Raw genomic sequence first — 7,586 nt, forward strand, 5'->3', positions numbered from 1 at the left:
TGCCAAGATCCGGCTAAAGCCGACTTCACGCAACTTATCGAAGTCTCCCTCTCTTACCGCAAAATTGACTGGGAGCACACTGTTGCTGGAACGTCTGGTGCGGATGACTGGCGTGCGCCTCTCGAAGCGTAATACCGTTATGACGAGTCCTTGGGGGCTCGTCCTTATTTTGTATTGTTCCCTTTTCTTTATCCATTTTTGCATGGAGGCAGATTATGCTTAGCAAAGATCCGAAATCAACGCCCATTGACCCGGCATCCGTTTTAAAAGATGAAGCCATCAATCAAGTAAAAAATAGGGTGCAATCCAAAGTGAACGAAACGCTATCGACACCCACGCAAAAGGTGGCCGGGATGGCCTCAGCAGCGGCCTCGCTCACGCAATCAGCCAGCGCATCGGCCAATAGGGTGACGGCTCATCCCCTGATCCACGGTGGCGGTTTTACCGGTGGACAAACATTCGCTGAAAACCAAGCACTCCAAGCGGCCCATGGGGCGTTACTTGATGCATTAGGCATGGACAGCCTCGAAAGTGGTTTGGTGTTCACTTGCACCATTGGTGGATTGCCTGACGACACCTTCCAAGTCACCGAATTTAATCTTACTGAAGGATTATCCTCGCTATTTTCGCTGTCCATCAGTGCGGTCAGTGCCTTACCCTTTATCGATTTTCAGCGCCATCTTGGCTTAGCCTCATCATTAACGGTCAAACGTGATGGGGTGTTGATCCGCAAAGTCAACGGTATCTTAGCCGGGGCAGTACAAGGCAATACCGACGGAGTGAAAACGTGGTATCACTTCGATATTCGCCCTGAAATGTGGGTGATGACCCTCAATCAAGACAGCCGTATTTTTCAACATCAATCGGTGCCGACCATCTTAAAAACCTTATTGGATGAGGCCCATGTTAAAGCGGATTACCAATTCTACCGTGAAGATCTACACCCTGAACGTCTCTACACCACCCAAAAACGCGAATCCGCATTTGATTTTTGGTGTCGACTGGCGTTTGAAGAGGGCATTAACTTCTGGTTTGAAGAAGAACAACTGTTTTACAGCGATGAACATATGGGGATGACGGCGGGTATTCACCTCACCTATAACCCGCAGGCCGACACCGATATCAGCGATAGCACTGCCATGACTTGGCAATATGGCGAATATTTGTGTGTGGATGAAACTATCCATAAAGACAACAACTTTGTGCGTCCTTCTTATCCGTTGTCTCATGAAAACAAAATTGAGCAGGGGGGACAGCACAGTGTGTTTGAAAGTTATGGTCGTTTTCAATTAGACGATGAAGGTCGACCTCTGACACAGGTGCGCTTTGAGCAATTACGTAACGGCAGCAAAGTGGGACAAGCGACAACAAACTGTTTTGCGCTGATGCCCGGCAAAATCTTCACCTTATCTCAGCATCCCCATCAGCCGATGAATGATCGCTGGCAAGTGATCAGCGTCAGCCATCATGGTGTACAGCCACTGGCGGACAATAGCGGGGGCGAAGGCACACAACTGTCGAATAGCGTCTCCTTTATTCCGGGCACGCAAGAGTGGCGTCCCCCTTATCGTTATAAACCGACGGCGGACGGCGATGAAATGGCGACGGTGGTAGGACCACCGGGGGAAGAAATCTACGTCAATGAATATGGCGCCGTGAAAGTGCATTTTCATTGGGATCGTCGGGGAAGTGCCGATCACAGTGCTTCATGCTGGGTGCGGGTTGCCATGGGTTGGAGTGGAAATGGTTATGGTTTTTCTGCGGTACCGCGCATCGGCACACAAGTGCTGGTCAGTTACCTGAATGGGGATATCGACAGACCGATAATTACCGGTTGTACCTATGATGGTCGTAACGCACCACCGATTAAGTTCCCAGAGAATAAGACACAAACCACTTTCCGTAGCCAAACCCACAAAGGGGAAGGTTTTAATGAATTGCGTTTTGAAGATGCCGGCGGTAAGCAAGAGGTGTTTCTTCATGCGCAGAAGGATATGAATACCCGTGTTCTTCATGATCGCACTACCCATGTTTTACACGATCATGTTGAAGTGATCGAAAACAATCAACAGATGCAGGTGAAAGGCGCTCGCACAGAAACGATAGATAAAGATAACAGCGAAACGGTAGGCCAACATAAAAAAATTACTGTAGGCAAAACATTATCTATCAATGTCGGTGAAGTCATTGAATTACGTTGTGGAGCAAGTGTGCTACGAATGGATAATGGTGGGCATGTCACGATTAATGGTCAGGAATTTAAGTTCGAAGCTACAGGTCCTGTGAAAATTACGGGTAAAGATATCGATTTAAACTAAGGGAATAGTGATATGAAAGTGAGTAACACAACCCCATTTCCTTATCTTTTATACCAAAAAGTAGGAAAAAAGGATGAGCTGTTTAATGTGATTGCATTGCGCCAAACTTTTCGGCTCAAGACTGGCGGGCATTACTCGGATTTAAATGAACAGCAATACCCTTTAAACATGGCCGATCGTTACTATCATGCACCGGAAACCAGTAGTTTAATCGAAGAAACGGATTTAGTGTGGACGCGTCCTTGCACTAATATCCATATACTGGGGGTTGCGCGCCCTAAAGGCAATCAGCCTACGGCACAATGGCGAGCAGGTATTCGCATTGAAAACTTTAGCAAAACGTGGTCTTTGTTTGGCCCTCACTATTGGGAATACCAAGAGGATCGATGGAGCTTGAGTCAATCAATACCTGTTGATGGGGTTTCTTTACGCCATGAGTTGGCTTATGGAGGAACATGGCAGTCTCCCCAGCAAGAACAACAACAAGTAATAGAAAATCCTATTGGGATCGGATTTTACCCCGATGTCGAAGCACTTGATAAACAAAAACGTTATCCAGCCCCTCAGATTATGGAAGATATTCGTAAAAGACCACTTGATACGTTGTCTATTGATACTCGACAAATTAGCGAAGGTATGGGGCCTATCTCCCGTTGGTGGGCAGGACGTGTTGAATACGCTGGAACATATGGAAAAGAGTGGCAAGAAAACCAATTCCCGTTTTATCCAGATGATTTTGATGAACGTTTTTTCAATAGTGCGCACCCGTCTTTACGCTATCCTGGATATTTATTGGGCAATGAACCTATATTATTGGAAGGTTTATTACCTGAATCATCGCGGGTCGTTACAGCATTACCTGACTATCGTGTGAAAATCATATTACAAGACATCGAAGGTGAGCTTTTCTCTTTGAAACCAGATTTAGACACACTGACTATTGACTTAGATCGTCGTCTTATCTCTGTCGTGAAACGACTTGTTATCCCCGCAAAATATCCGATTGTGGAAGCATTAATAGGCGTTTGGGTTCCAGCAGAAACAAAAGGAGCTTGTTGTAATGGCTGATAAACATGTTGGTGACGGTGAAAAACAATTCAAAGTTGTTGCAACCACCCCTGATGTTTGTCAGGTAGGGTGTTCTGCTATTCCTTTTGATAGTTTTCAAAGCTTAGATGCACAAAAGCAATATGCCTTGAGTGTTAAAGCACGTGGATATTGTACTTTGAATGTTGGTTCAATAATCAAAGGAACGCAAAGTAACACGGGGGCCGGTGTATTATCTGGAACCTCATTAGGCGGTGGAGATTGTCAAATTATTACAGGGAGCCCATCGGTCCGTATTGAAGGTCAACCTGCTGCACAAGATGGTTCATTAGTCGCAATGAACAATAACAATACATTAGGGACTTTAATTACTAATGTTGCACCTCCTGCTGAGCCGATTGAGAGCAATAAAATCCCCTGTAACAATCCGCCCGTGACATCAGAATTGTTAGAATCACTGCAAGAGATGCAACGAGAAGAACAAGAAAGTTTTATTGGGCGACTCCGTCAACAAAAACAGCAAGCGGATAAAAAAAGAGATGATTCTCTAAATGATATTGACAAACAATTAACTGAATACATTGATAATATTCGAATTGAACACATTAATACAGATTATTCATGGTGGAACAGTTTATATAATACTTCAATGGATGGAATAACTGGCCTGACTCGTGGTGGTCTTGGTTTTGTTGAAAGTACAACAAAGTCAGCTGTGGAAGCTTATTATTACATAAATCCAACCGATCTAGTTCAAAACGTGGCTCTAAATGCGAGCAAAAAAACCATCGAGGGACTTATCGAAGCAGAAAACTGGAGGTTGGGGAATAACTGTATTGAAGGTGTTAAGGAAGACGCTAAAGCCAAATATCGTGCATTAGGTAAACTTATCGATGAAGAAAAAGAAAAATTAGAGAATAAATGGAAAAAAAGTGATAGCGATAAAGTCGAAATAGTAACAAGAGGTGGGCTTGAAATAGCGACTATTGCCGCTGCTTTTTTAAAAGTGGGGAAAGTCGCTGAAGGTGCTAATGCTATTAATAAAGTAGCAGAAGGAACTAAAATAACTGAAATATCTGAAGGCACTTCTGCGGTAAATAAAGCTACTGACGTAATAAAAGCGACAGAGACCAGTAATATATCCAAAGGAAGTGAGGCAATCAAAGGGGCAGAAATCTCCGCCACAGAGAAAGGAAGTAATGCCGCTAAAGGTACTGAGGTGATCCAAAGCCCAGAAACACCGAAAATAACCTCATCAGATAATGGCATTAAAATTGAAGGAAAAACGGAAAGCGTATCTACAGAAACGCCACCTAATAAAGCTAATAATAGCCAAACGGAGAATAAATCGACATCCAGCAGCAAAGAGTCCGATGGAAACAGTACTTCTAGTGCAACCTGTAAAGGTGAGCCTGTTAATGTGGCTACTGGTGATTTTATCCAACAGTGGCCAATTATTCAGATACCGGGCTTGTTGCCGTTATCTCTACATCGTACATATAAATCCACATCAAATGCAAAGGGACTTTTTGGACCGAAGTGGGCAGACGAATGGTCACGCTGTTTACATATACTTGACGGAAACATCATCTATCAAGACAGTGATGGTGCTAATTTTACATTTATAACTCCCACAGAGGAGATCCGTGCAAGAAATGCCCATGCTCCCCATTTTTTACTCACCGGACAACGTGATGGTGATTTAACCCTTTTTGATAGTACGCAACAACAGTTTCTACATTTTAATCACAGACAAGGAAAATATCGTCGATTAAGTGCAATCACTGATTTAAATCAGCATCGTATTGATTTTATATATAACGAGCAAAGCCAGCTTGTCAGTGTGAAGCGTCATGATGGCATAGCGTTAATACTCGAATATCAACAGGATAAATTAGTTCGCATTTGCTCTGAAAGCACAACCTCATCTCCTCGAGATTTTGTACGTTGCGAATACGATACTCATGGTTATCTTAGTCAATGTCATGCCTATCAACAAAACCACTTATGGCATCGTTATTCTCCTGAGGGACTCATGGTCGCTTGGGGGGATACTGACAGTACAGAAGTGATGATTGATTATGATGAACAAGGACGTGTTGTCGCCACACGTTCACCGTCTGGTTTTTGGAATGATCGCTTTATCTATGATGATTATCAGCGCATGACAACCTACATTGACGGTGAGGGTGGATTTTCACGTTATTATTATAACGATGATAATCTGGTGACTCGCACTATCGATCCATTATGGTGTGAAACGTATACGGAATGGGAACAGCGGAAAAAGATAGCAGAAATCAATGAGATTGGTGAGCGCACAGAGTATGGTTATCACTATAATGGACTGCTTGCCTATATCTATTTACCTGATGGTAAAGCCATTTACTATGATTATAATGACTATGGTCAACTTACCCATTTCACATCGGCCTTTGGCGATGAATGGCAGCTAAGCTATGATGACAATGGCAATTTAACCATAGTGACAGATCCGCAAGGGCGTCAGCAGGTCTATGAATATAGCCAACATGGTGAATTGCTCAAAGCCATTACGCCCAATGGTGCGCAATGGCAATACCACTATAACCCTGCACATCAACTGATTAAAACCACCAATCCTTATCAACACAGCACAGAATATCATAGTGATGAATTGGGGCGTTTACTGCACTACACTGATGCGTTAAATCACACCACACGCTATCAATACAGCACTGAGCATGCCAGTACCAACGGCAGTCTCAGCAAGATTTTATTACCCGATGGGGTCGAGCAACAGATAGACTATGACAGTGAGCGCCGAGTTATCGCGGTGACGGATGGTGAAGGAAAAACCACCCGTTATCGTTATGGGCCTTTTGATGTCTTACTGGCAATGATACGCCCTGACGGCAGTGAAATTCGCTTTGAATATGATTCACTGACACGACTTAAAAAAGTAGTGAATGCGAACGGGGAGGTTTATCTTTACGAACGGGATAAAGCGGGACAAATCATTCGTGAAGTTGATTTTACGGGGCGTGAGATTTGTTATCGCTATGACCGACTAGGACGTCGCATTGCCACTCGCTATCCGGATAACCATGAACTGCGTTGGCGCTATAATGAAAGTGGCTTAGTGGTTGAACAAAGCGAATGGTTTGAAGATGAGCAAGAAAGCCGCTGCTTATCCACGACTCAATATAGCTATAACGCACGTCAACAATTGATAAAAGCGACTAATCCTGACTCGGTGGTTGAATTTGAGTATGACGACCAAGGTCGTTTATGCAGTGAACGTATTAATGGACAAGAGATTGTTCATCAATGGAATGATACTGATAATACACTGGCATTGACCCGTTTTGGTGAACGGGAGTTGCATTATGCTTTTGGGGCACTGGGGGAGTTAACTTCACTGCAAGTCAATCAGCATGCACCACTTCAATTTAGCTACAACGCGGTAGGACAAGAGTATTTACGCCGTAGTCACGCTGGATTTGTCAATTCCAGTCACTATACGGCCACTGGTTTACTGGCTCATCAACGAGCAGGGCGAGGCACCGAACAGTTTTTACAATCGATACAAGCCCATCCCCAACAACCGCCATTTTGTACGGATGTGCACCGCAGTTATCAATATGATCGCGCTTATAATGTGGTGGGCATTGAAGATGATCGCTGGCGACAGACACGTTATCACTATAATGCCAATGACCAAATCACTGAGACACAATACAGTCCACAATGGGGTAATCAGGACGAAAAATTCCAGTATGATAACAACCTCAATATCACGGAGCACTTAACAACGCCGTCCTCGTCGATGGTGCCTTCAGAAGCACAAGGGGCGATGCTACAGCTATTTCAGCAACAGCAAGCAGGACGGGTGACTCGCCGTTACACAGCGAAGGGATATCAAGATTACCATTATGATGTTAATGGGCGATTAGCTAAAAAAATTGTCCATACACGCGGTTTTCGTCCCAGAGAGTGGCGCTATTTATGGAACACACAAAATCAGCTAACCGCATGCTTTACACCGAAAGGGGATTGTTGGCACTATACTTATGATGCTTTTGGTCGACGTCTGAGTAAAACCAAAACTGTCGACAGTGACTTAGCCCATATTGACCCATTATTTCCGCAGATTAAGCCTAAAATCACCACGTGGCGCTATTTATGGTCGGGAGACCAACTGATAGAAGAAACGCCGATATATGCCGATGGCACTCTTGC

The 7,586-nt window shown here is 44.1% G+C and carries 3 protein-coding genes and 1 pseudogene; all 4 read left to right on the forward strand.

The features are described from left to right. A pseudogene (locus AACV00_RS17595) lies at nt 1–132 on the forward strand (type VI secretion system tube protein Hcp); the annotation flags it as partial. Nucleotides 133–215: 83 nt separating this feature from the next. Continuing rightward, entirely contained in the window at nt 216–2,318 is a 2,103-nt protein-coding gene (locus AACV00_RS17600; protein WP_161679891.1) for a type VI secretion system Vgr family protein, read from the forward strand. A gap of 12 nt (nt 2,319–2,330) precedes the next feature. Further along, nucleotides 2,331–3,386, forward strand: coding sequence for a DUF2169 family type VI secretion system accessory protein (locus tag AACV00_RS17605; protein WP_161679893.1), 1,056 nt, complete (start codon nt 2,331–2,333; stop codon nt 3,384–3,386). After that, the coding region (locus AACV00_RS17610; protein WP_161679894.1) for a DUF6531 domain-containing protein at nt 3,379–7,586 on the forward strand (4,208 nt) is incomplete at its 3' end. The genes AACV00_RS17605 and AACV00_RS17610, both read left to right, overlap by 8 nt.

The sequence above is a fragment of the Proteus sp. G3927 genome (assembly GCF_963894685.1).
Classification (GTDB): Bacteria; Pseudomonadota; Gammaproteobacteria; order Enterobacterales; family Enterobacteriaceae; genus Proteus; species Proteus mirabilis.

Excerpts from the sequence above, each read along its gene's own strand:
- AACV00_RS17605 (WP_161679893.1), top strand. The coding sequence starts at position 2,331 with ATGAAAGTGAGTAACACAACCCCATTTCCTTATCTTTTATACCAAAAA.
- AACV00_RS17600 (WP_161679891.1), top strand. The coding sequence starts at position 216 with ATGCTTAGCAAAGATCCGAAATCAACGCCCATTGACCCGGCATCCGTT.